21 protein-coding genes and 1 pseudogene are annotated in these 22,722 nt (G+C 68.5%); 11 read left to right on the plus strand and 11 right to left on the minus strand.

The window, feature by feature from the left end; all coding sequences use genetic code 11:
* Positions 1 to 26 precede the first annotated feature (26 nt).
* Positions 27 to 1,340, minus strand: coding sequence for a geranylgeranyl reductase family protein (locus ABZS29_RS06285; RefSeq protein WP_355459057.1), 1,314 nt, complete (start codon positions 1,338 to 1,340; stop codon positions 27 to 29).
* Between the two features lie 151 nt (positions 1,341 to 1,491).
* Positions 1,492 to 2,190: a demethylmenaquinone methyltransferase gene (locus ABZS29_RS06290; RefSeq protein WP_355459059.1), complete on the minus strand. Its 699-nt coding sequence runs from the start codon at positions 2,188 to 2,190 to the stop codon at positions 1,492 to 1,494.
* Between the two features lie 258 nt (positions 2,191 to 2,448).
* Here ABZS29_RS06290 and ABZS29_RS06295 point away from each other — a divergent pair, with 258 nt between their 5' ends.
* Together ABZS29_RS06295 and ABZS29_RS06300 are read left to right on the plus strand one after the other, a co-directional pair.
* On the plus strand, positions 2,449 to 3,717 hold the full coding sequence (locus ABZS29_RS06295) for an isochorismate synthase (protein WP_355459061.1): 1,269 nt from the start codon (positions 2,449 to 2,451) through the stop codon (positions 3,715 to 3,717).
* Positions 3,718 to 3,719: 2 nt separating this feature from the next.
* Entirely contained in the window at positions 3,720 to 4,337 is a 618-nt protein-coding gene (locus ABZS29_RS06300) for an MBL fold metallo-hydrolase (protein ID WP_355459062.1), read from the plus strand.
* Here the strand turns inward: ABZS29_RS06300 and ABZS29_RS06305 are convergent.
* Positions 4,330 to 5,169: a GNAT family N-acetyltransferase gene (locus tag ABZS29_RS06305; RefSeq protein ID WP_355459063.1), complete on the minus strand. Its 840-nt coding sequence runs from the start codon at positions 5,167 to 5,169 to the stop codon at positions 4,330 to 4,332. The genes ABZS29_RS06300 and ABZS29_RS06305 overlap by 8 nt on opposite strands.
* Positions 5,166 to 6,023, minus strand: coding sequence for a GNAT family N-acetyltransferase (locus ABZS29_RS06310; protein WP_355459065.1), 858 nt, complete (start codon positions 6,021 to 6,023; stop codon positions 5,166 to 5,168). Before ABZS29_RS06310 ends, ABZS29_RS06305 begins: the two co-directional genes overlap by 4 nt.
* Positions 6,024 to 6,218: 195 nt before the next feature.
* Between ABZS29_RS06310 and ABZS29_RS06315 the strand changes: the two genes are divergently transcribed.
* The 5 genes and pseudogenes from ABZS29_RS06315 to mptB all read left to right on the plus strand — a co-directional run.
* A complete protein-coding gene (locus ABZS29_RS06315) occupies positions 6,219 to 7,802 on the plus strand; it encodes a carboxylesterase family protein (RefSeq protein ID WP_355459066.1) in 1,584 nt (527 codons plus the stop codon).
* 16 nt (positions 7,803 to 7,818) lie between these two features.
* The gene (locus ABZS29_RS06320) at positions 7,819 to 8,436 is read left to right on the plus strand and encodes a PadR family transcriptional regulator (RefSeq protein ID WP_355459067.1); all 618 of its coding nucleotides are present in this window, start codon (positions 7,819 to 7,821) and stop codon (positions 8,434 to 8,436) included.
* Between the two features lie 85 nt (positions 8,437 to 8,521).
* Positions 8,522 to 9,508, plus strand: a complete 987-nt coding sequence (locus ABZS29_RS06325; RefSeq protein ID WP_355459069.1) for an ATP-binding cassette domain-containing protein — start codon at positions 8,522 to 8,524, stop codon at positions 9,506 to 9,508.
* On the plus strand, positions 9,505 to 10,302 hold the full coding sequence (locus ABZS29_RS06330; protein WP_355459070.1) for an ABC transporter permease: 798 nt from the start codon (positions 9,505 to 9,507) through the stop codon (positions 10,300 to 10,302). Before ABZS29_RS06325 ends, ABZS29_RS06330 begins: the two co-directional genes overlap by 4 nt.
* 66 nt (positions 10,303 to 10,368) lie before the next feature.
* Positions 10,369 to 11,682: pseudogene (mptB, locus tag ABZS29_RS06335) on the plus strand (polyprenol phosphomannose-dependent alpha 1,6 mannosyltransferase MptB); the annotation flags it as partial.
* A 19-nt stretch (positions 11,683 to 11,701) separates the two neighbouring features.
* Here the strand turns inward: mptB and menD are convergent.
* From menD to menE, 3 genes are read right to left on the minus strand one after another with little or no spacing between them, the layout of a single operon-like run.
* A complete protein-coding gene (gene menD, locus ABZS29_RS06340; RefSeq protein WP_355459072.1) occupies positions 11,702 to 13,348 on the minus strand; it encodes a 2-succinyl-5-enolpyruvyl-6-hydroxy-3-cyclohexene-1-carboxylic-acid synthase in 1,647 nt (548 codons plus the stop codon).
* Positions 13,345 to 14,271, minus strand: a complete 927-nt coding sequence (locus tag ABZS29_RS06345; protein ID WP_355459073.1) for an o-succinylbenzoate synthase — start codon at positions 14,269 to 14,271, stop codon at positions 13,345 to 13,347. Before ABZS29_RS06345 ends, menD begins: the two co-directional genes overlap by 4 nt.
* Positions 14,268 to 15,332 carry an o-succinylbenzoate--CoA ligase gene (menE, locus tag ABZS29_RS06350; RefSeq protein WP_355459075.1) on the minus strand — a complete coding sequence of 355 codons (1,065 nt, stop codon included), beginning with the start codon at positions 15,330 to 15,332 and terminating at the stop codon, positions 14,268 to 14,270. Before menE ends, ABZS29_RS06345 begins: the two co-directional genes overlap by 4 nt.
* A gap of 36 nt (positions 15,333 to 15,368) precedes the next feature.
* On the opposite strand from menE, the gene ABZS29_RS06355 reads away from it, so the two are divergent.
* Positions 15,369 to 16,241 carry a 1,4-dihydroxy-2-naphthoate polyprenyltransferase gene (locus ABZS29_RS06355; protein WP_355459076.1) on the plus strand — a complete coding sequence of 291 codons (873 nt, stop codon included), beginning with the start codon at positions 15,369 to 15,371 and terminating at the stop codon, positions 16,239 to 16,241.
* Here the strand turns inward: ABZS29_RS06355 and ABZS29_RS06360 are convergent.
* Positions 16,199 to 17,404 (minus strand): FAD-dependent monooxygenase, encoded by a 1,206-nt coding sequence (locus ABZS29_RS06360; protein ID WP_355459077.1) that lies wholly within the window; start codon positions 17,402 to 17,404, stop codon positions 16,199 to 16,201. The genes ABZS29_RS06355 and ABZS29_RS06360 overlap by 43 nt on opposite strands.
* 77 nt (positions 17,405 to 17,481) lie before the next feature.
* Here ABZS29_RS06360 and ABZS29_RS06365 point away from each other — a divergent pair, with 77 nt between their 5' ends.
* The 3 genes from ABZS29_RS06365 to ABZS29_RS06375 all read left to right on the plus strand — a co-directional run bounded on the left by ABZS29_RS06365 (position 17,482) and on the right by ABZS29_RS06375 (position 19,503).
* Positions 17,482 to 17,937: a MarR family transcriptional regulator gene (locus ABZS29_RS06365; RefSeq protein ID WP_355459079.1), complete on the plus strand. Its 456-nt coding sequence runs from the start codon at positions 17,482 to 17,484 to the stop codon at positions 17,935 to 17,937.
* Positions 17,938 to 18,108: 171 nt separating this feature from the next.
* Entirely contained in the window at positions 18,109 to 18,390 is a 282-nt protein-coding gene (locus tag ABZS29_RS06370; protein WP_355459081.1) for a hypothetical protein, read from the plus strand.
* Positions 18,391 to 18,432: 42 nt separating this feature from the next.
* Positions 18,433 to 19,503, plus strand: coding sequence for a hypothetical protein (locus ABZS29_RS06375; protein ID WP_355459083.1), 1,071 nt, complete (start codon positions 18,433 to 18,435; stop codon positions 19,501 to 19,503).
* Positions 19,504 to 20,063: 560 nt separating this feature from the next.
* Here ABZS29_RS06375 and ABZS29_RS06380 read toward each other — a convergent pair.
* The 3 genes from ABZS29_RS06380 to ABZS29_RS06390 all read right to left on the minus strand — a co-directional run bounded on the left by ABZS29_RS06380 (position 20,064) and on the right by ABZS29_RS06390 (position 22,704).
* Positions 20,064 to 21,179, minus strand: coding sequence for a PLP-dependent cysteine synthase family protein (locus tag ABZS29_RS06380; RefSeq protein WP_355459085.1), 1,116 nt, complete (start codon positions 21,177 to 21,179; stop codon positions 20,064 to 20,066).
* A 52-nt stretch (positions 21,180 to 21,231) separates the two neighbouring features.
* Positions 21,232 to 22,026 (minus strand): SLATT domain-containing protein, encoded by a 795-nt coding sequence (locus tag ABZS29_RS06385; RefSeq protein WP_355459086.1) that lies wholly within the window; start codon positions 22,024 to 22,026, stop codon positions 21,232 to 21,234.
* Between the two features lie 66 nt (positions 22,027 to 22,092).
* Positions 22,093 to 22,704 carry a M23 family metallopeptidase gene (locus ABZS29_RS06390; protein ID WP_355459087.1) on the minus strand — a complete coding sequence of 204 codons (612 nt, stop codon included), beginning with the start codon at positions 22,702 to 22,704 and terminating at the stop codon, positions 22,093 to 22,095.
* Positions 22,705 to 22,722: the final 18 nt, after the last annotated feature.

Raw genomic sequence — 22,722 nt, forward strand, 5'->3', positions numbered from 1 at the left:
GTGACTCAGCTCACTCGCCCCGCCGATCAGGCGGCGGGGGCGACCTTCGTGAGCCCGTTGATGATCTTGTCCATCACGTCGCCGTCGCGCGGGTCGGTGAGGTTGGCCAGCAACTTCAGGGTGAACTTCATCAAGGTGGTGCGCGGCAGACCGTACTTGGTGCAGAGCCGCATCACCTCCGGGTTTCCGATCAGCTTCACGAAGACCCGGCCCAGCGAGTAGTAGCCGCCCCACTCCTGCTTCAGCGCCTTCGGGTACGCCGACAGCGCACGCTCACGCTGGTTCGGCTGCCGGTGCAGCGCCTGGGCGGCGACCTCGGCGGCGAACATCCCGGACTCCATCGCGTACGGGATGCCCTCGCCGTTGAACGGGTTGACCATGCCGCCGGCGTCGCCGAGCAGCATCAGGCCGCGGGTGTAGTGCGGCTGCCGGTTGAAGCCCATCGGCAGTGCCGCCCCGCGGATCGGGATGGTCTGGAACTCGTCGCGGAACTGCCACTCCTCGGGCGTGTTCTTCAGCCACGCCTTCAGCAGGTCGGCGTAGTCGACCTTGCCGAAGGCATCGGAGGTGTTCAGGATGCCGAGACCGACGTTGACCGTGCCGTCGCCCATGCCGAAGATCCAGCCGTAGCCGGGCAGCAGCAGCTTCTGGCTCGGCTGCTTGGGGTCGTCGGCCCACAGCTCCAGCCAGGACTCGAGGTAGTCGTCGTCGTGCCGCGGGCTGGTGAAGTAGGTGCGAACGGCAACGCCCATCGGGCGGTCGTCGCGCTTGTGCAGGCCCATGCCGATGCTGAGCCGCGACGAGTTGCCGTCGGCCGCCATCACCAGTGGCGCCCGGAACTCGATGTCGGCGCCGGCCCGGCGGCCGTTGTCGTCGACCGGCTTCGCGGTGACGCCGACGATGTGGCCCTTGTCGTCGAGGATCGGGCCCGTGACGTTGGTCCGCTCCCGCAGCTGCGCGCCGGCCTTGACCGCCTGCCGCGCGAGCAGGTCGTCGAAGTCCATCCGGTTCCGGGTCAGGCCGTAGTTCGGGTGGCTGGCCAGGTCCGGCCAGTCGAGCTGCAGGACATGCCCGGCGCCCTGGATCCGCAGACCGTAGTTGCGGATCCAGCCGGCCTCTTCGGAGATGTCGATGCCCATGTTGATGAGCTGCTTGGTCCCGCGCGGGGTCAGCCCGTCACCGCAGACCTTCTCCCGCGGGAACGCGGTCTTCTCCAGCAACAGGACGTCGAGCCCGGCGTTCGCCAGGTGGTACGCCGCGGACGAACCTGCTGGTCCGGCGCCGACGACAATCACGTCCGCGGTCTCGGCCTGGGGCCCTGCCGACACGTCCTGGCTCATCTCATCCCGACCTGAAAGTTGGGGGCTCGCGGCTCGTGAAGGGATTCACTAAGCCTGGTCATCCGACAGTCTAGGACTGCCTGACGCGGACACGAAACTCGCCCCAACCGCCTTGTGGGCAAGCAATTTACGTGCGGGTTTCCTTGCGTAATTAAGCCGGTTTCACAGCCCGGTGAATGGCGACCAGACCACCGGTCAGATTGGCCCAGTTCACCCGGGTCCAGCCGGCCGCCTCGATCGTGCGGGCCAGCGGCTCCTGTGGCAGCCACGCCCGGGTCGACTCGGCCAGGTACTCGTACGCCTCGGGGTTCGTCGACACCAGCTTCGCCACCGCCGGTACGGCGCGCATCATGTACTCGAGGTAGACGACGCGGAACGGCTTCCAGGTCGGATGCGACTGCTCGAGAATCACCAGCCGCCCGCCGGGACGGGTGACCCGCAGCATCTCCTGCAGCGCGACGGTGACGTCGTTCACGTTTCGCAGGGCCCACGAGATCGTCACCACATCGAACGTCTCGTCGGCGAACGGCAGCCGCAGCGCGTCCCCGGCGATCAGGTCCAGCTCGGGGTGGTTGCGCTTGCCGACCCGGAGCATCCCGACCGAGAAGTCGCACGACACCACCTCGGCCCCGGCCTCGCGCAGCTTGATACTCGAAGCACCGGTCCCGGCCGCCAGATCGAGGATCTTCATCCCCTTCCGCGGCGCGATCTCGGCCAGCGTCGCCGGCCGCCAGACCAGCTTCTCCAGCCCCATCGTCGCCACCGCGTTCGTGCGGTCGTACCCCTCCGCCACGTTGTCGAACATGGCGGCCACGGCGGCCGGGTCCTTGCTCAGATCTGCACGCGTCACCACCCCAGTCTCCCGCACCCCTCCCCCCACCCCATCCGATGGGTTACCCCACGAGCTTGTGGGTTCCCCACCCGCATGCCGGTGGGGAACCCACAACCTGATGGGTGGACCCATGAGAGGGCGCGGCGACGCGAGGTTCGTCACGGGTCCGACAGGCGCTGAAATTCGCTGGACATCGGACGGTCGTACGCTTGCATCTCGTGGGTGCATTAGCGGCCGTCGTGATCCGGGGCCTGAGCGCTAGCGAGGAGTGGTTGCGTGAGCTTGTCTGACCCGGTCCGATCCGGTCATCTGCCGGCGCCGCAGTTGGTGGTCCGCAGCCAGCCGGTCGAGGGTGTGGCGAAGCAACTGATCGACCATCTGCCGGCCGAGGGCGGCCTGAGCTGGGTCCGCCGTGGCGACGGTCACATCGGCTGGGGCGTCGCGGCTCGTCTCGACGTTGCTGGCGGCAACCGCTTCCAGGACGCCGTGCTGTGGTGGCAGCAGCTGGTCGGCGCGGCCGTGGTGCGCGACGAGATCGGCGTACCAGGGTCGGGACTGGTCTGCTTCGGGTCGTTCGGTTTCACCGACTCCGACCCGGGTGAGCTGGTGGTCCCCGAAGTGATCGTCGGGCGTCGTGGCGGCACGACCTGGGTGACCACGATCTCCCCCGCTTCGCTGGCCGCACCGCCCGATCTGGTCACCCACGAGGCCTCTCCCGTGTACGACGTGACGTTCTCCGACGGAGCGCGGTCCGGCACGGACTGGTCGAGCATCGTGGCCGACGCCATCAAGCGGATCACCTCCGGCGAGCTGGAGAAGGTGGTGCTCGCCCGCGACCTGATCGCGATCGCCGAGCAGCCGATCGACCTGCGCTGGCCGCTGCGCCGGCTGGCCGAGGCCTACCCGAACTGCTGGACGTTCTCCGTCGACGGCCTGATCGGAGCGACCCCCGAGCTGCTGGTACGCCGGGAGAAGGGCCTGATCACGTCCCGCGTGCTGGCCGGCACCATCCGCCGTACCGGGGACGACGCGCACGACCTGGCGCTGGCCGCGTCGCTGGCGCGGTCGTCGAAGGACCTGGAGGAACACGAGTTCGCGGTCCGGTCAGTGGCCGATGCGTTGAAGCCGCACTGCAAGTCGATGAACGTGCCGGAGACCCCGTTCGTGCTGCACCTGCCGAACGTGATGCATCTCGCGACCGACGTCGCCGGCGTCGCCAACAACGGCGCGTCCGCCCTCGGCCTCGCCGCCGCCCTGCACCCGTCGGCAGCAGTCTGCGGTACGCCGACCGACGTGGCGCGCGACCTGATCGGCGAGATCGAGGGCATGGAGCGCGGCCGCTTCAGCGGACCGGTCGGCTGGATGGACGCCGCCGGCGACGGCGAGTGGTGCATCGCGCTGCGCTGCGGTCAGGCCGACCCCACCGACGCCCGCCGGATGCGCCTGTTCGCCGGCGCCGGCATCGTCGCGGGCTCCGACCCGACCGCCGAACTCGCCGAAACGAACGCCAAGCTGGTTCCGATGCGAGACGCACTAGGAGACTGACTGTGAAGCTCACCAAGTTCGCGCATGCGTGTGTTCGGTTGGAGAAGGACGGGAAGACGCTGCTGGTCGACCCGGGGTCGTTCAGCGAGGACGCGGTGTTCGAGCGGGCGGACGCCGTACTGGTCACGCATGAGCACCAGGACCACCTCGACATCTCGCGGCTGCAGGCCCTCGACGTGCCCGTCTACACCAATGCCGGCGTCGCCGCGCAGCTGACCGACCTGGGCGACCGCGTCCAGGTCGTCGGAGGCGGCCAGTCCTTCGACGCCGCCGGCTTCGCCGTCACCGCCTACGGCCAGGACCACGCCGTCATCCTCCCCGAGTGGGGCGTCCCCTGCGCCAACATCGGCTTCCTGATCGACGACGCCGTCTACCACCCCGGCGACTCCTTCACCCAGCCCGACCGCGCCGTCCACACCAACCTGGTCCCCATCTCCGGCCCCTGGTTCGCCCTCCCACCGGCGGTCGACTACGCCCGTGCGGTGAAGGCCGAGCAGCTGGTCGGGATCCACGACGGCCTGCTCTCCGAGATCGGCCTCGGCATGATGCCCCGCTTCTTCGACACCGACGACCGCCCGTACCGGAAGCTCGCCCCGGGCGACTCCCTCGACATCAACTGAACGCGTAGCCGACGAAGTCCTGGACGGGGCGGTAGCCGATCGCGGCGTAGATCTTGTTCGAGGTCGGGTTGGTGAGGTCGGTGTTCAGGCACACCTGATCACCGGCCGCGCGCAGGTGCTGGGTGACGTGGGCGGTGAGAGCGCTGGCGTAACCACGGCCGCGGTGGGCCGGCGGGGTGTAGACCGGCCCGACCCGGACGGCGCCGAAGACCGGGCTCTGGTGACCGACCATCGTCACGACCTGGCCGTCGTTCTCCCAGACCCAGAGGCGCTCGCGCTCCACCCGTTGCAGCAGCCACCGGCGGTCCACCACGGAACCTTCGCCTGGGTGACCGACCTCCTGGCGATAGGCGCTGAACATCGGCGTCACCGCCTCAAGATCGGCCTCGGTCGCCAGCCGTGGCGAGCCGTCGGCCTGCTGAGCGACGAAGTCGACGAGCACGTGCAGCCGGGAGCGGTCGGCAACGGCGAACGACCGGCCGGTCCGCGCGCCGTACTGCTCGGCGAACAGCTTCGCCGACGCCTCGGTCCCATGCACGCCGATGGCCTTCGGCGCGGCCTCAACCAGTACGTCGACCACCGGCGGCACGAGCTCGGCCGGCAGACCGGCCAGCTGGATCCCGCGCAACGCCGTACTGATGGCGACTCCGACCACCTCGTGCGAATCGGAGTGCACGGAGACGAAGACCGGCGGTTCAGGATCGTTCATGATCCCGCGGACCCGATCGGCGACATTGGTCAGGAGGTTGCTGTTGATCAGCGGATCGCGTTGCAGGTAAGGAAAAACGAGCTCCTGGAACGTCGCCGCGTCATCCGTCGCCCGCGCGATCACGCGGTGAACTCGAGGACGACGAAGTCGGCGAGGGGGCGGTAGCCGGCCTGGTGGTAGATCTTGTTGGAGGTCGGGTTGGCCAGGTCGGTGTAGAGACAGGCTTGGTGGCCTTCGGCAACGATCTCGGCGGTGACGTGGCTGGTCAGCGCGCCGGCGTAACCGTGGCGGCGGTGCTCCGGCGGGGTGTACACCGGACCCACCCGGCAGACGCCGAAGATCGGCCGGTGGTAGCCGACCATGCTGACCGGCTCGCCGTCGACCTCCCAGATCCACATCGTGTTCTCGGCCAGCCGGTACTCCGCCCAGTCCCGGGTGTCCTCACCCAGCTCCGGAAACCCGTGGCGGCCCCAGGCGGCGACCACGTCAATGTCCTCGGACTGCATCAGCCGGGCGACGCCGGTCTCGGCAGTCAGCGCCGTATGCGTGACCAGCTTGTGCAGCCGGGTTCGCATGGCCTCCTCCACCTGCCCGCCGCGTCGCTCGCACCAGCGCTCCGCGAACCGCTCAGCCGCGGCCGCGTCACCGGCGACCCCGCCCGGTACGACCTCGTCGTACAGGCCTTCGGAGACCACACCGTCGTACAGCTCGAGGAACTGGTCGGTCACCAGGTCCGTGAGGTCGGGGCGCAGCGATCCCAGGTACACGCCGCGGCCCGCGGTCCGCATCGCCACGCCGATCACGTCGTCGTCGTGCACGGAGACGAAGTACGGCGGGATGTCGTCGGCCGGCCGGACGCCGGTGGCCCGTTCGTGGACGTTGCTGAGGATGACGGTGTTCAGCACCGGATCCTGTTGCAGGAAAGGGAAGACGAGTCGCGAGAAGTCGGCCGGGTCACTGGTGACTTGGACGTGCATGGTCGATGAGCCTACGCCTGTCCGAGTCCTCCCGGCGAGCGGATTCCGGTAGGGGAAAGTCCACCCCTGCCAGGGAGTGACACCCATCGAGTGCGGACCGGATCACGGCGAGTGTTGGGGCAAGCCACTCCGACGGAAGAAGACCGCCATGATCACCAACAGACGCCCCGCCACGCACTGGGCACAGCACTCGCCGTGACTGTCGGCACGCTGCTCGCGGCCGATCCGGCAGCAGCCACGCCCGCTCCGCGCGGACCGGTGGTCGTGACGGACAAGGGCGCCGTCCGCGGCCAGCTGACCAACGGCGTGCGGGAGTTCCAAGGCATCCCGTACGCCGCTCCGCCGGTCGGCGCGAATCGCTGGGGCTCACCGCGTCCGGCGGATGCCTGGCGCGGCCTGCGCGACGCGACCAGCCCGGGCGCCTCCTGCGCGCAGAACGCCGGCCTGTTCGGTGAGAAGGCGAGCGTCAGCGAGGACTGCCTGTTCGTCAACGTGACCAGCCCCCGGCAGGCCCGCAAGCTGCCGGTCATGGTGTGGATCCACGGCAGCGGCTTCCGGAACGGCTCTGGTGCGCGCTACCGCCCGTACGACCTGGTGAAGCGCGGCGACGTGGTCGTCGTGACGATCAACTACCGCCTCGGCATCTTCGGCTTCCTCGACCACCCCGCACTAGACGGTACGACGGCCCGGAACCGCTCCGGCAACTTCGGACTGGAGGACCAGCAGGCCGCACTGCGCTGGGTGCAGCGGAACGCGGCAGCGTTCGGTGGCGACGCGCACAACGTGACGGTCTTCGGTGAGTCAGCCGGCGGCATCAGCACCTGTGCTCAGCTGGCCTCCCCGGCCGCCGCTGGGCTCTTCCAGCGCGCCATTGTGCAGAGCGGTCCGTGCACGGTGAACAACTGGTCGGAATGGGACGGTTCGCCCAGCTGGAGCACCAGCTGGCTCCCGCGTCCGCGTGCCATGGCGGAGACCCAGGGGTTGTCGGTGGCAACCGATCTGGGCTGCACTGACGCCGCTACCGCAGCGGCCTGCTTGCGCGGTCTGTCGACAGAGGCGCTGCTCACCAAATCGGAGTACGGCTTCGCACCTGTGTACGGCGGTGGCGGCGTACTCCCGCTGTCGCCCGTTGAGGCTCTGACCAGCGGACGCTTCAACAAGGTCCCGGTGATGCAGGGGATGACTCGCGACGAGTACCGGACGTTCGAGGCCGCACAGCAGCAGTACGGCGTCCCTCCGATGCAGGACGAGTCCGAGTACGCCGCACGCGTCGCGGCGTACGTCGGCACGGCGAACGCGGCGGAGGTCCTCGCGCACTACCCCGCCAAGAACTATGGCTCACTCAGCGAGGCTTGGTCCGCTGTGGTCACCGACGCCAGCTTCGCGCGGTCAGTGACAGAGGTCAGCCGGGCACTCCGCCGGCAGGTGCCGACGTACTCCTACGAGTTCGCCGACGAGCAGGCGCCCTGGGTGGCCAACAGCCCGCAGCCCACCTTCCCGACTGGCGCGTTCCACGCCGGTGAGCTCCAGTACCAGTTCGAGACCGACTACTTCGCCGGTCGGCAGCTCACCCGGTCGCAGCAGCAGCTCGCCGACCAGATGACTCGCTACTGGACCCAGTTCGCCCGCACCGGTACGCCGAACGCCGCCGGCTCGCCGCACTGGTCGCCCACCGACGGCAACACCGTCCAGAGCCTCGCACCCGGAAAGAACGCCGTACGGGCGACGAACTTCGCCGCCGATCACCAGTACGCGTTGTGGCAGCGCCTCTACCGCTGAGAATTACACTGCGAAGATGTCCACCACGCGGTTGCTGCTGCTCGGGATCGTCCGGATCTTCCAGCCGGCCTACGGGTACCAGCTGCGCCGCGAGCTGCTGACCTGGAACGTCCAGGACTGGGCGAACATCAATCCCGGCTCCATCTACACCGGCCTGCGGACGCTGGCCAAGCACGGCTACCTGGCCGAGCTCGAGGAAGGGCCCGGCCACCGGCCGGGGCGGACGTCGTACAAGCTCACGGCGGACGGCGAGACCGAGTTCTTCTCGCTGCTGCGGCACCACCTGTGGACCGTGGACGGCTTCCACCCGGACCGGATGCAGGCGGCGCTGAGCTTCCTGTGGACCCTGCAGCGGGACGAAGTACTGGCCGCGCTGGACGCGCGGATCGCCCAGATCGAGACGCATCTGAAGGCGGCGCCGTTCAACGAGCGGCAGATCCAGGCCGATGCCGGAACGCCGAACCAGGTCGTCGAGATGCTCCGGATCAGCGCCGCCCGGGAGCGTGGTGAGCTGGACTGGACCCGCGACTTCCGCGACCGGGTGGCGAACGGCGACTACTCGTTCGCGGGCGAGCCGCCGGACTGGACGATCGACCCCAGTCTCGTCGCGCAATGGCGCGACGACCCTTCCTGATCACCGCCTCCGCCGGCCGATGTCAAGGCCTCACCGCCCGTCATTCAACATTGACTATTCAATATTGATTGAGCAGACTGGCTACATGATGATCGAAGCTCGCGGACTCGTCCGCACGTTCAAGACCCGGCGGGGGCCGGTGCAGGCGGTACAGGGGGTGGACCTGGCGGTCGCCGATGGCGAGATCGTGGGTTTCCTCGGGCCCAACGGGGCCGGTAAGACGACGACGATGCGGATGCTGGCGACCCTGATCCAGCCGACCAGCGGCACCGCGACAGTGGCCGGGTGCGACCTGGCGAAGGACCCGGTCGGCGTCCGCCGCCGGATCGGGTACGTCGCGCAGAGCGGGTCCACGCTGCCCGAGGCGATCGCCGGTGACGAGGTCGTCGACCACGCCCGGCTGTACGGCGTACCGAAGGCCGACGCGATCACGCGTGGGCAGCAACTGTTCGAGGAGCTGGATCTGCCGGGGCTGTGGCGGCGGCAGTGCAAGACGCTGTCCGGTGGGCAGCGGCGCCGGCTCGACATCGTGATGGGGCTGATCCACGACCCCAAGCTGATCTTCCTGGACGAGCCGACCACCGGTCTCGATCCGCAGGCCCGCGCGAATCTCTGGGAGCACATTCGCGGTCTGCGGGAGCGCGGCGCGACCATCTTCCTGACCACGCACTACCTGGACGAGGCGGACGCGCTCTGCGACCGGATCCTGGTCATCGACCACGGCAAGATCGTCGGTTCGGGCAGTCCGGAGGAACTCAAGCAGCAGGTCTCCGGTGACGGCGTACGGCTCGACCTGGCCGAGGCCGCGCAGGCACCGGCGGTCGCGAAGATTGTCGCGGAGCTGGACGGCGCTGTGGCCGTCGAGACCGACGGCACGACGGTGAACTTCCGGATTCCGCGGGGCGGCTCGGTGCTGCCGGGGCTGCTGCGGTCGATCGATGCCCAAGGCATCGAGCTGGAGGGCGTCGAGGTGCACCGGCCCACGTTGGACGACGTGTTCCTCACCATGACCGGTCGCTCGCTGCGCGACGAGGACGCGACCGCGCCGGCTGCCAAGGAGGTCGCGGCATGAGCGCCGACCTGCTGACCCCGTCGCGCACCAACAACGTGCTGCGCGAAACCTGGATCGTGTTCAACCGGGCGATGCGACTGTCGCTGCGGAACCCGATGTGGTCGATCCTGATGCTCAGTCAGCCGTTGATGTACCTGTTCCTGTTCGGCCCGTTGCTGAAGCCGATCACCGCGCAGATCAGTCAGGGCGCGACCACGAACGCGTACCAGGTGTTCATCCCCGGTCTGATCGTTCAGCTCGGCATGTTCGGCGCGATGTTCGTCGGCTTCGGCCTGATCGCGGAGTACCGGGCCGGTGTGATCGAGGCCGACCGGGTCACGCCTGCTTCTCGCATCGCCTTGATGGCAGGGCGTGTACTGCGTGATGTGGTCGTACTGGTCGCGCAGTCCGTGCTGCTGCTCCTGGCCGCGCTCCCCCTCGGTCTGCGCGCGCCATGGAAGGGCGTGCTGCTGTCGCTGGTGATCGTGGCGCTGCTCGGCGCGACGTTCGCGTCACTGTCCTACTCAGTAGCGCTCATCACCAAGAGCGAGGACGCACTGGCTCCGCTGCTCAACGGCATCGCCATGCCCTTGCTGCTGCTGTCCGGCATCCTCCTGCCGATGCAGATCGGTCCGACGTGGCTGCAGCGGCTCTCCGACATCAGTCCGCTCAAGCACGTGGTCAACGGCGTCCGGGCGATGTTCCGCGGCGAGATCGCCAGCAGTGCTGCGCTCTGGGGACTGTTCTGGGTGGTGCTGCTGACTGTCGTCGGACTGGCAGTCGGTGCCCGGACCTTCAAGAAAGAATCGGCTTAAGTTCATCAGGGCGTCGCACGGCCGGGCTAACCTCCGGCCGTGCGCTCGCCGTTGATCCGTGGAGTGGTGGGCTCTGTTGTCGTCGCCTGCACCAGCCTGGTGACCTCAGTGGTGCCCGCGTCGTCGTGGGTGATGTCGTTCCCGATCACTGGTGAGCTGCGGACCACACTGGCCGGCCGGATGATCGCACTGGCCTTCATGGTGGCCGGGCTCGGCCTGATGGCTTGGGCGTGGCTGGAGGTCGGCCGCGACGTCATGGCGGGACAGCGACCGCGCTTGGTGCGGATGGCGACGTACTGGAGTCTGCCGCTGTTACTGATTCCGCCACTGTTCAGCCGGGACGGTTGGAGCTACGCGGCCCAGGGCGCCTTGGTGGCTGAGGGTTTCGACCCGTACGCCGTCGGTCCGGCCGCACTGTCCGGTCCGATCGTCGAGGCGGTCGACCCGCGCTGGATGGAGACACCAGCGCCGTATGGACCCCTTCCTCTCGCGTACGGCGGTCTGGTCGCGCACCTCACCATGGATCCGTACATACTGATGCTGGCGCACCGCCTGCTGGCAGTGATCGGCATCTTGCTGATCGCGTGGACCGTGCCGCGGCTCGCCACCGCCTGCCGGGTCGATCCGACGTTCGCAACCTGGCTGGTGATCGCCAACCCGATGCTGCTCATGCACGGCATCGGTGCTGCGCACAACGACATGCTCATGCTCGGTCTGGCCTGCAGTGCCTTCGCACTGGCCCTCACCGGCCACTGGGGTACGGCGGCTGTCGTGGCCGGCGTCTCCGCCGCGGTGAAGCTTCCCGGTGGGCTCGTGGTGATTGCCATCGCCGCTGTGATGAGTCCGCTGGCCGGGCGGCTGTCGCGGTTCGCCAGCCTGGCCATTGCGGGCGTGGTGTCCGTCCTGACGCTAGTGACGGTCGGTGCGTTCACCGGTGTCGGCTCAGGCTGGCTGAACGCGCTCGACGTACCGGGGCTGGTTCGGTCGCCGTTCTCGATCGCCAATCTGGTCGGCGACGCCACCTCCGGCATTCTCGGCTTGCTGGGCCAGGACAGCGCCGCCGAACAGTCGCTGCAGGTCGTCAAGCTGGCCGGAATGCTGCTGGCGGTCACGCTGATCGCCGTACTGAGTTTGCGGTCGTCAATCCATCACGCGGCGCGCGCTGTCGGCCTAGCGCTGCTGGCGATCGTCCTGCTCGGTCCGACCGCCCATGACTGGTACTTCCTGTGGTGTCTGCCGTTCCTGGCCGTCGCTCGGCCAGGGCGTCGGATGGTGACCACCATTGCCACAGTCAGCGTGATCTTCACGATCGCTGCGCCGCTGAACTCCTCACTGCGCGGTGCGACGGTTCCGATCCTCACCACGACCGCACTGGTGATCGCCGTGGTCGCACCGCTGCTCAGTCGAGTGCGGACGCTACTACCGCAACCAGCTCTGCAGCCAAGGGTCGGTGCGCCGAGCGCGGCACTCGAGCTTCGATCACTTCAACACCTGCCACCGTCGACGTCAGTGCGGCCTGTAGATCCGCAGCGGTCTCCACCAGCCGGTACGGCGTCCCGCTAGCAGCGCACAGGGCGCCGAGATCGGTGTTGTGCGGCGTACCGAAGACGCGCTCGAAGTGCGACGCGTGCGTCGGATCACCCTGCTCCAGAGTGGAGAAGATGCCGCCGCCGTTGTCGTTGACCACCACGATCCGCAGGTCCGGCCGAGCCTCGTCGGGGCCGATGATGAGCCCGTTCGCGTCGTGCAGGAAGGCGAGATCACCGATCAGCGCGTACGTCGCTCCCGCGTTCGCGAGCGCGGCGCCGATCGCGGTGGAGACGGTGCCGTCGATACCGGCCAGACCGCGGTTGGCGATGGTCCGGATCGGGACGACCGGCGCGAGGTCGAGATCGCGGACCGGGTTGGAGGAGGCGACCACGAGCATGCCGTCGGCACCGGCGGCCGCACCGACGATCGCGGCGATCGCCGGCCCGGCGAGCCCGTCGGCGAGCAGCTTGTCGATCGCCGGGCGGGCTGCTTGATCTGCCTGCTGCCAGCGTTCCAGCCAGTTGGTGACATCCGGTCCGGCGACCTCGAGACCGGTGACGACGGCGGCCGCGCGGCGCGCCGGGTCCGGCCACAGCCCGGTCGGCGCGACCACGATCACCTCGACGTCGGCGCGCGCCAGCAGCTTGGAGGTCGGCCGGGACAGCGTCGGGTGCCCGAACACCAGCACCCGCTCGATCTCCCCGGCCAACTCACTTGCCTGCAGCAACAACCGGTAGGCCGAGATCACGGCCGGACCGATCCTCGAGCGGCTGGACGGTTCGGCGAACAAGGGCCAGTGGCCCGCCTCAGCGGTCAGGCGCGCCGCCTGCGACGCACCATCGCCGGCCACGACCACGGTCTTCGGTCCGGGCGACACTGTCGACGGCTGACCGGCTGCGGCGTGCACAGCGGTCCATGGCCCAGTGCTGCGGCCGTTCAACGGCTCCGGCCAGTCCTCGCCGCCCGTCGGTACCAGCGGCTCGGCCAGCGGGCAGTTGAGGTGCACCGGCCCCGGATCGGCGGACCGAGCACCTGTGGCGTTGGAAACGGCACGGGCGACCTGTGAGCGCCAGTAGGCGACCTGGCCGATCTCTCGGACCGGAGTACCCAGCTCGTGGAACAGTCGCACGGCTGAGCCGAACACCTTGAGCTGATCGGTGGTCTGGTTCGCTCCAGCACCACGCAGCGCGGGCGGTCGGTCCGCACTCAGCACGATCAACGGCAGTCCGCTGTGCGACGCTTCCAGGACTGCCGGGTGCAGGTTGGCGACCGCCGTACCGGAGGTGGTGAGCACTGGCACCGGCAGACCGGTTCCACGGATCAGGCCGATGGCCAGGAAGCCCGCCGTACGCTCATCGATCCGGACGTGCAGCCGCAGCCGACCGGCCCGGTCCGCCTCGGCGAAGGCGAGTGCGAGCGGGGCGCTGCGCGAGCCTGGGGAGACCACGGCCTCCCGGACTCCGCAGCGGATCAGCTCGTCGACCACCACAGTGGCGAACGCAGTGGACGGGTTCATCCGGCACTCCTCTGTTGCACTCGGGTCAGGCGCTCTTCCCACACCGCGGTTCGCTCCGCATCGGCCCTGTTGGCGTCGAGCTGGTCAGGCTGCACTCGCTTGACCTTCAAGAAGCCGTCCACCGGCAGTAGGGGCTCGCTGGTCACTTCACTAGTGAACATCGAGACGGTGGCCAGGCCACAGGCGTACGGGAGCTCCGGCAGCGCGGCTGCGAGCGCTACTCCGGCGGCTATGCCTACCGAGGTTTCCAGTGCGGAGGAGACGACTACCGGGAGACCGATCTGTTCCGCGATCTCCAGGCAGGCGCGGACGCCGCCGATCGGCTGCACCTTCAGCACCGCGATGTCGGCGGCTTCGAGCTTCTTGACCAGTAACGGGTCCTCGGCTCGGCGGATGGACTCGTCCGCGGCTACCAGCACGTCGGTGCGACGGCGTACTGCGGCTAGGTCCTCGACGGCGGCACAGGGCTGCTCGACGTACTCCAGGGTGAAGCGGTCGAGTTCTTTCAAGCTGCGGAGGGCCTCGTCGACGGACCAGCCACCGTTGGCGTCGATGCGCACCTGACCGTTGCCGATGGCATCGCGCACGGCTTCGACTCTGGCCATGTCGTCAGCCAGCGTCTGACCGGGCTCTGCCACCTTCACCTTGGCGGTGTGGCAGCCTGATGCCCTGACGATCGCTGCGGCCTTCTCGGGATCCACCGCCGGCACAGTGCAGTTCACCGGTACGACGTCGCGTAGCGGCGCCGGCCAGCCGTCGTACGCGGCCTCGTGGGCAGCGCGCAGCCAGGAGACCGAGGTGGCGTCGTCGTAGTCGAGGAACGGACTCCACTCCGCCCAGCCGGCTGGGCCCTCGAAGAGCATGCCCTCGCGGACAGTGATGCCGCGGAACCTGTTCTTGAGGCCGATCGAGTAGGTGATCACAGCAGCGCCTGCCGATCGACCTTGCCGGAGGCAAGCATCGGGAGCGCGTCCAGGCGGCGCACTTCGCGCGGGGCCCATGTCCGGGGCAGCACCTCGGCGACGAAGTCGCGCAGTTCGTCGAGGCTTGGTTCACCGACGACGTACGCGACCACTCTGGTCCCCCACTCCGCATCCGGCACTCCGACGACCGCGGCGTCCTTCACGTCGGGGTGCTCGAGCAGTCTGGCCTGCACGGTCGGCAGGCTGATGTTCACTCCCCCGGAGATCACTACGTCGTCGATGCGGCCAGTGACTCGGAGTCGACCGTCTACAAGCTCACCGCGGTCCTGCGTGCGAAACCAGCCGTCCTGGAGCACCTCGGACTGCGACCGATAGCCCGAGAACAGCGTGTTCCCCTTGATCAGGATCCGCCCGTCGTCGATGGCCAACTCGGTGCCCGTCAACGGCAGGCCGTCGTACACGCAGCCACTCCCGGTCTCCGTCATCCCGTAGGCCGGGATCGCAGTCACCCCGGCTGCTGCTGCCTGAGCCCGCAGTGGGGCCGGCGTGGGCGCACCACCGATGATGATCGCGTCGAACGACCGCAACGCGTCCACCTCGGTCTCCAGGTACCGGGCGAGCTGCGTCGGCACCATCGCGGTGTAGCGGCGCTCGGCAGTCATGGCGGCGGCGGACTCGCTGAAGCTGCCGCCGAGCAACACCGGCGTCTGACCTGCCAGCACAGAGCGGGTGAGGATCTGCAGCCCACCCACGAAGTACGGCTTCATCGGAAGCAGCCACTGCCCCTGTCCGCCGAGTCGCTCGTGAGTAGCCTCGGCTGACGCGATCAGGGCAGCCCGGGAGAGCACCACGCCCTTCGGCTCGCCAGTGGACCCCGACGTGGTCAGTACGACAGCGCAGTCGTCGTCAACGGGCTGGTCCGGGGCGACCGCGCGTACTACTCGTGCCGCTGCCGCCGGGTCGTCCGGGACGGGCGCGAAGGGCGCTCCGCCGTCCAGTACGGCGGTCAACGCGCGGAGCACGGCGTCCGGCGTACCGGGGACCAGATGGAGGGTAGACATAACAGTCCGAGCGTACGGCTGAAAGAATCACTGCCCATGGCCACCCCTGCGCAGTGGATCGAAGGCGCGCGACCCCGCACACTCCCCGCCGCCGTCGCTCCCGTCCTGGTCGGAACCGGCGCCGCGGCGTACCTGGACGCCTTCGTCTGGTGGAAGGCGCTGCTGGCCCTGGGGGTTGCTCTGACCCTGCAGATCGGGGTCAACTACGCCAACGACTACAGCGACGGCATCCGCGGCACGGACGAGGTCCGGGTCGGCCCGCTGCGCCTGGTGGGCTCCAAGGTCGCCACGCCGGGACAGGTGAAAACCGCAGCGTTCACCTGCTTCGGTGTCGGCGCCGTACTGGGCATTGTGCTGTGCGCGACCTCCAGCTGGTGGCTGCTGGTCGCCGGTGCCGCCTCACTGGTCGGTGCATGGTTCTACACCGGCGGCAAGCGTCCGTACGGGTACCGCGCGCTAGGCGAGGTCAGCGTCTTCCTGTTCTTCGGACTGGTCGCCGTACTGGGCACGACCTTCGTCCAGGCCGAGAAGCTGAGCTGGGTCGCAGTGGCCGGCGCAGTGTCGGTCGGTGCGATTGCCTGCGCGCTCCTGGTCGCGAACAACCTCCGCGACATCCCCACCGACACCGTGACCGGCAAGCGCACGCTGGCCGTCGTACTCGGTGCTGCGAACTCACGGAAGCTGTACGCCGGTCTGATCGGGCTGGCGTTCATCCTGGCGATCGCCTCTGCTTTCGCGACCCCCTGGGCGCTGCTGGCCTTCATCGCCGTACCGCTCGCAATCAAGTCGACCCGCACCGTGCTCGGCGATGCCGTGGGCCCCGCACTCATCCCAGTGCTGCAGGGCACCGGCCTCACCGAGCTCCTCTATGCAGTCGGGCTCACGGTCGGGCTGTTCATCGCGTCATAGTCAGGCAGCACCAGGGCGTTGTGCACCTGCGTGCGATCGTCGCGCCGGACTGTCTGACCACGGAGTGCTTCGTTGCGGGCATCCAGCAGGTCCTGTGTCGTCGGAGCCAGACCTGACTGCCCCTGCTGAACCAGGGCTTGGTTCTGCTCGACGAATCCACGCACCCGCTGCTCATACGAAGTGAAGGCCTCGGTGTGGTCCGTGTGCGTCGCCAGCTCGCCAGCCAGTACGTAAGCGCCGACCAGAGCGACACTCGACCCCTGACCGGACATGAACGACGTCGCATAGGCCGCATCACCAACCAAAGCGACCCGTCCGCGCGACCAGCCCGGCATGTGGATCTGGCTGACCACATCGAAGAACATGTCGTCCGCGTTCCGCATCGCCTCCACCAGCCGCGGCACGTGCCACGTCTGCTCCGGGAACTTGCTGGCCACCAGCTCCCGCTGCGCCTGCGGGTTCCGGAAGGCGTCGTACGGCGGCTCCTCCTGCCGGAAGGTGAGGAAGCCGTGGACCAGCTCGTCGGGCTCATGCGCGTTGAGCGCTGCGCAGCGGCCGGGCATGTTCCAGATGAGCGCCTCGTGGTCGAGGCCGAAGTCGTTCGGCAGGGTGAAGCCCGCGAAGGCGAAGCCGATGTAGCGGTGGTAGTTCTCCTCCGGACCGAACACGAGACTCCGCGTGTTCGAGTGCAGGCCGTCGGCGCCGATCACCAGATCGAACGACTGCTCGGCACCGCTCTCGAACCGGACATCCACCCGGTCACCGCGGTCGTCGAGCCGCGCGATCGAGTCGCCGAACCGGTAGTCGACCCGATCCCGAGTCGCCGCGAAGAGCACATCAGCCAGGTCTCCCCGCCGTACCTCCAGATCGAGGCCTTCCTCACCACCGGTCATCACCTCCGGCCGCAGCGACGCGATCAGCCCGCCGTCCGGCGCAATGAACGAGATCCTGCGCGAGTCGACGTGCGCCTTGCGCAGCTCGGGCAACAAGCCCATCCGCTCGACGACTTCCCGCGCCGTACCGCGAATGTCGATCGCGTAGCCGCCACCGCGGAGCGCGTCGGACTTCTCCACCACGGTGACGTCGAAGCCGTACTGGTCGAGCCAGTAGGCGAGGGCCGGGCCGGCAATGCTGGCGCCGGAGATCAGCACGCTGCGAGTCATGATGCATCCTCCGAGAGAGATAGGTACTTTAGGTATCGATCTCCTTCAGCATATACATACCTAAGTTAGGTAATCAATTGACCCGCGACGACGACCTGCTCGACGTGCTCCCCCGGCTGACCCAGCTCAGCGCCGCCATCAGCCGCGGCCAGCTCGCCCAACGGGCCACCGACGCGACCGGCCTCAACCTCGACCGCCCCGGCATGACGATCCTCGTCACCCTCGCCAACGCCGGCGGCCCCCTGCGCATCGGCGAGATCGCCGACCGCATGCAGGTCGCCGGCCCCCACATCACCCGCCAGGTCCAGGCCCTCGAACAACGCGGCCTCGTCCAGCGCGTCACCGACCCCCACGACAAACGCGCCAGCCTCATCGAACCCACCCCCACCGGCGCCGAAGCCGCGACGACTTACCTCACCACCGTCCTCGGCTTCTTCCGCGAGGTAGTCGCCGAATGGCCCGCCCAGGACCGCGCCGACCTAGGCCGCCTACTCGGCAAACTAGCCGACGACATCACCGCCCGACTCACCTAACGCCGAAAGCAAATCCCGATGCGATCCGATCAGGAAACATCCCCATCGTGATCGATGAGCGACATTCCGGAGACCAGAGCACGGGCAGCGTCGGCGAAATACTGGTCGTCGGCCCCAGGAGCAAGACCCAAGGGGACACCCTGGCCGAAGCCGACGAACGCGCCTGGGCTCGTGTCGGCGACCCCGGCGAAGACCTCGGCCCAGGTCGGGACGAACGTCGCGGTCAACGGTTCAGTCACCGGCGCTCCGGCCCGCTGTGCGACCCACCTGCAGCGGCTGTACGGCGCCACCCAGTGGCGGACCGTGAACTCGGCCAAGGTGCGCGAGAGCGTCCGGTTCACCCTGACCGCGACGCCGTCGTACAAGGGCAGGATCCCGTACCGCGTCCAGTTGCCGAACTGCTACCGCTTCGTCACGGCCTACAGCGAGAATTTCAGCATCACCGGTCTGTGATTCCGGTCCAGTCTTGCGCGGGGAAAGTGTCACTCTGAAGTCATGTGGACCCGACATCTCGTGGCCACGCTGCTCGCCGCGCCCCTCGTGGGCGCGGTGCTCAGCGGTACGCCGACGGCGCTCGCGGCGCCGAATCCCGATCTGACTGTGCACTCGGTCACGGTCGACAAGACCCGCGTCGCGGTCGCCGGGCTGAACACGGTCCCGGTCACGATCACGGTCAAGGCCTCCTACAACTTCAGCGAACCCGAACCGCCGCCCGGCGGCTTCACGCTCTACGCGATCCTGCAGCGGTACGGGGCGAACGAAGGACCACTCAACGACCTCTACTCCTCGCCGCTGACAGTGGTCGACGGCACGGTCCGCAACGGCACCTGGCGCGGCAAGGTCGACGTACCGTCCACCGCCAACGGCACCTTCGAGATCTTCGGGCTGAAGGTCGGCCGGTTCGACCCGGCCAGCGGTGACAACACCGATCCCACCACCTACCCGAACCCGGTGCGGATCTCGGTCTCGGGCCAGCACGTGCCGCGGATCACCGCCCGGGTGACTCCGAACCCGGTCCCGCCCGGAAAGCCGTACTCGGTCCGCTGGTCGGTGATCGACTCGGCCACCAAGCAGCCCTACGGAACCCGCCTGAAGGTCCTGCTCGGCAACGACAACGGCTGTGTCGAGCGCGTCGGTACGGCGGGGACCGTGCTCACCGACACCGCCGGCTACATCACCAAGTCGTACGCGGCCGCGGACGCCGACTTCCTCAACTGTCTGCTGCTGCCGGGGACCCAGGCGCCGGTCGGCGGGCTCAGCATGCGGATCCCGCATCCGAGCGTGGTCACGGCAACGCCGTCCAAGGCCAGCGCGCCGGTCGGCACCATCGTGCTGGTCAACGGCACCGTCGCCGGCAGTCCCGCGGGCTGCCCGGTCAACCTGCAGCGTCTGTACGGCGCCTCGCAGTGGCGCACCGTCGGTACGGCGAGTGTCCGGCAGAGCGGTCGCTTCACGCTCAACGCGCAACCGGCGTACCGGGGCAGGATTCCGTACCGTGCCCAGATGGTCGCCTGCCGCAACTATCTGACCGGCTACAGCAAGGTCTTCCACATCACCGGCACCTGATGGGTTCTGGTCCACCCGCTGCGCCCGATCGCGCATTTCTTCGGCGCGGTTCTTGGCGGAGCGGGCGGACCGGCGCACTCTCAGGGGTATACGGATGACACGAGTGATTGCGGCGCTCCTCACGGCGCCGCTGGTGGGACTGGTACTGAGTCATCGGCTCGGAACAGCGTGACGCCAGGGTCACGCAACAGCCGCGGACGAAGCCCGGAACACCATCCACCGACCACTCCTGAGCGTGGAATCCTGCATTTAACGCCGGAAACCTATGCCTACCTGGTCGGTTGCCGAGCGCAACGACAAGCGCGACCGACGGGAGTTCTTGCATCAGATGCAACTCCCGTGCTTCCTAAGCCGATAAGCAGCCATTTGTCAGCTGCTACTTACCAGCAGGGGCCCCAGCGGTCCGCTCGCCCACAACCCGATCCGGTGCCGAACCGCGCCGGCCCCGGACGCTTTCGAAGGGGTGGGTGGGAGCGACGAAGGAGCGGGGAGCGCGGGCGGCAGCCCGCCCAGGTGCGCGGCAGCGCACAGGTCCCGGGCGGTAGCCCGGACAGGAGAAGCTACTGCGGTTCGTTCCATTCGCCGGTGGTGGCGAAGGTTTCGAGTGTGGCCAGGTACGGCGTGATGTCGATGCCGCTGGTGCGGAGCCAGGCTTCGTCGTAGTAGGTGTTGCCGTAGCGTTCGCCGCTGTCGCAGAGCAGGGTGACGACACTGCCGCGGACGCCGGTACGGCGCATTTCGGCGGCGAGGCGGAGTGAGCCCCAGAGGTTGGTGCCGGTGGAGCCGCCGACGAGGCGGCCGGTGACTCGGGAACAGAACTGCATGGCGGCGATCGAGGCGGCGTCGGGGACGGCGATCATGCGGTCGACGACGCCGAGGACGAAGGAGGGTTCGACGCGGGGGCGGCCGATGCCTTCGATGCGGGAGGGGCGGCCGGTGGCGAAGTCGTTGTCGCCGGACTCGAAGGCCGGGAAGAAGGCCGAGTTCTCGGGGTCAACGACGGCGACCGAGGTGTCGTGGCGCTGGTAGCGGACGTAGCGGCCGATGGTGGCCGACGTACCGCCGGTGCCGGCGCCGACGACGATCCAGGTCGGGACCGGGTGCTGTTCCAGCGCGAGCTGGTCGAAGATCGACTCGGCGATGTTGTTGTTGCCGCGCCAGTCGGTGGCGCGCTCGGCGTACGTGAACTGGTCCATGTAGTGGCCGCCGGTCTCCTCGGCGAGCCGCTTGGCCTCGCCGTAGATCTGGCCCGAGCGCTCGACGAAGTGGCAGCGGCCGCCGTAGAACTCGATCAGCTCGATCTTCTCCGGGCTGGTCGAGGCCGGCATCACCGCCACGAACGGCAGCCCGAGCAGCCGGGCGAAGTACGCCTCACTGACCGCGGTCGAGCCGCTGGACGCCTCGATCACCGGCGTCCCCTCGCTGATCCACCCGTTGCACAGTGCATACAGGAACAGCGACCGCGCGAGCCGATGCTTGAGCGACCCGGTCGGATGGACGGACTCGTCCTTCAGATACAGGTCGACCCCGGTGACAGCCAGCATCGGAAACACGTGCAGATGCGTGTCCGCGCTCCGGTTCGCATCCGCTTCGACGATCCGGATCGCCTCGGACACCCAGGCGCGCGCCTTGTCGTCCCGACGATCCACCTCACGACATACCCCGCTGTCACTCATGCGCAGCAGGCTAGGTGCTCCGTCAAGAAATGGGTATTCCGAGCGGAGGACATCAGCTCTCGGCGCGCTCCGGAGGCTGATCGATGTTCTGCTCCCGCTTGCGCTGCTCCGACCGCAGCCGCTCGACCTCTTCGACGAGCTCCACGAGCGCCTCCTGCTCCGGCTTCCCCTTGTACCGGCCGATGCCCAAGTTGAAGCAGTTCCGTTCGTACTCCACGGCGTCGGCCGTCTGCTGCAAGTAGAAGCTTCGCTCGCGGAACTTGAAGTAGCCGGTGAACCCGGCTGCCAGCCCGACGGCGAACGTCGTACCGACTCCTGCCCACCGTAGGGCCTGGTCGGCCAGCGAGAGGCTCGAGACCGCGGTCGCCGCCAGCGAGCCGACGATCACCGTCGATTGCAGGTAGTTGTTGATGCGACGGTAGTACGCCGCGCTCCTGCGCAGCGTCTCGAGCTCAGCGTCGAGCTGGTCCCAGTAGGCGTACTGTCGCGGCAAAGTCTGCCCCGCCAGGCCGGCCAGCAGATGAGCCTTTCGCTCCCGGCTCACGGCCAGCTCGAGCTCCAGCTCTTCCGGAGCCGGCGGCCCATCCGTCTCCGAGCGGCTGAAGCCGTAGAACGCCAGCCACAGCAGCATGGCTGCGATGGCCACTCCGATTGGCCAACCGATCAGCCGCTTGTCCACACCGAAGTCCGGTGCGATCTTGAGTGCCAGCGCGCCGAAGGCTGCGAGCGGGAGTCCGATGATCGCCAACCGGGCTGCGCGCCGAGCTACCCGCGCCTCCCGCAGCTGTCGTTCGAGGGTCAGCAGGGTCCGGTTGATCTCCAGCAGGTTCTCGACACCGGTTGCCACGAGCTCTCCCCATCCGACCGTCCACGCCGACCCGCAACCCTAACGGGTCGGCGCTTCACGGGTGGCTCAGCAGTCGCGGATGCGGCTGTAGCCGGCGGGGCCGGGGTAGGCGACCCAGGTGCTGGTGCCGAAGAGGGCGGGTACGACGGTGCCGTCGTGGATCTGTTCGTAGTGGAGGTGGGGGCCGGTGACGTTGCCGGTGTCGCCGACGCGGCCGATCTGGGTGCTGTCGGTGACGGTGGCGCCGACCCCCACGGCGCGGCTCTGCAGGTGGGCGTAGAGGGTGTGCCAGCCGTCGCCGTGGGCGATCTCGATGTAGTTGCCGTAGCCACCGGCGTCGTACGCCGAGCGCACGACAGTGCCGGCCGCGCTCGTCTTGACCGGCTTGCCGAGGTCGTCGGTGCCCGAGCCCCAGTTGAGGTCGACGGCGTAGTACGACGGGCTGTGGCCGGAGCGGCTCGCGCCGGACCACGTCTCATTGCAGCGGAACGGCACTCGCAGCAGCGGCCGCGCCAGCGGCGTCATGGCCGTGCCGGCCTTACCGGTCTGCAGTGCGGCCCGCTGCGCCATGTAGCTGCCCGGGGCCGGTGCAGCATCCTGTACGGCGCCGGCGGAGGCCGCGGGCGTGAGAGTCAGTGCGGCCAAGGCGACGGCCGCACCGAGGGCGGATCGGATCATGTGGTCCTCCAGGGGCGG

Source organism: Kribbella sp. NPDC005582, from assembly GCF_040605415.1.
Classification (GTDB): Bacteria; Actinomycetota; Actinomycetes; order Propionibacteriales; family Kribbellaceae; genus Kribbella.